The following is a 1,390-nucleotide window of genomic DNA, read 5'->3' on the forward strand; positions in this document are numbered from 1 at the left end:
TTTTCTTTTTCTAACATTTCTTTTTGTGTTACTTGTTTATTTTTCCAGAAATACAATTTATTTTCTTTAAAGAGAAAAGTATCTTTCTGTATTTTATTTTTAACATCAGAAGTTTTAACCACTAATAGAATAGAATCTTTATTGGTAATGAAAAACTTTGAAGAGTATTCGTTATCACTATAGTTATTAACTACTATGTATTCTAGTTCTCTTATAGAGTACTGAAAACTATCATTTAAATCTTCGTGTATTTCAACAAATGTTACTGTTGAATCAGATTCAATTCTTTCTCCTCCATTTGGTTGATAAAAAACAGAATTTTTAGCTTTATTTATTTTAGACATTACTTTCTTAAAGTATACTTTTTGAGTCTTAACATCTGGAATTAATCTAGTTTCTCCAGATTTTTTTTGGCAAGAGATTATTAATAAAATAATTATTATTTTTATAGTATTTGAAATATTCATTACTTTTTATATTTAGGAGTAAATAATCTTGTATGTAAATGATGGTGATGTGGTGGCATATTGTCAGATAATTTTAATATTTTTTTTACCTTGTTTAAGGTATAATAAACACTATAAAATCTTTTCCATCCAAACTTATGGAAAGCATCAATCATTTTTTCTTGACGAGTTACATCTAATTCTTTAGCCCCTTCGTCATTATTAATGTGAAGACTTGCTCCTGTTTTATCATTACGTAAATACCTAAAATCTCCGTGTAACCCATTTACATGTGTTGTACTTGGAAAGCCGTGATTATCTTTACTTGTAAAACCAATCATTGTAATGTCTTTATAACCTACATTAGCTATTGCACCTAATACACAAGCAAAAGCATTTGGGTGAATATAAGGTCTAGTACTATCGGACATTAATTTAAATTGAATAGGTAATTTTTGTCCTGTATAATTTTTACTACCTATTTGAATTAATGGCGTTTTCTTCCCTGTTTTTATATATTTTCTAATTTTCCCTTTTTCTTCACCTTTTGTCCCTTTGACAACCACTTTATCAGTATACGTATACTTTTTACGTCCTTTACTTATGGTTTCTTCTTTCGTGAACCCTGTTGGTACAGATTCTAACGCTTTTCCATTTTTATATTCTTCTACTTGAATTATATCATAAACATCTTTTAGATTATGTTTCTTTCCATCCTTATCATAATAAACATATTTTACTTTTTCAGCATCTTTCAACTCTACTTTATCAATATGTCCTGTATGATAAACTCCTATTTCTACTACACTTTTACTTTTCAACTCAAACCAATTTTCTTCACCATAATACCATTGGTTTGGTGTTAAGTCAAATACCTCATCATAAAAAACTTCTTTCCAAGAAGCTCCTACTGGTTCTGCATCTACAACCATAAACAGCTTCGT

The 1,390-nt window shown here is 27.8% G+C and carries 1 protein-coding gene and 1 pseudogene; both read right to left on the minus strand.

Annotated features, from left to right (window positions below; translation table 11 throughout):
* On the minus strand, positions 1-467 hold a 467-nt coding region (locus OU788_RS12285; RefSeq protein ID WP_274635432.1), incomplete at its 3' end, for a hypothetical protein.
* Positions 467-1,390, minus strand: a pseudogene (locus OU788_RS12290) (hypothetical protein); the annotation flags it as partial. The pseudogene OU788_RS12290 and the gene OU788_RS12285, both read right to left, overlap by 1 nt.

This window comes from Tenacibaculum sp. L6 (assembly GCF_028823685.1).
Taxonomy (GTDB): Bacteria; Bacteroidota; Bacteroidia; order Flavobacteriales; family Flavobacteriaceae; genus Polaribacter.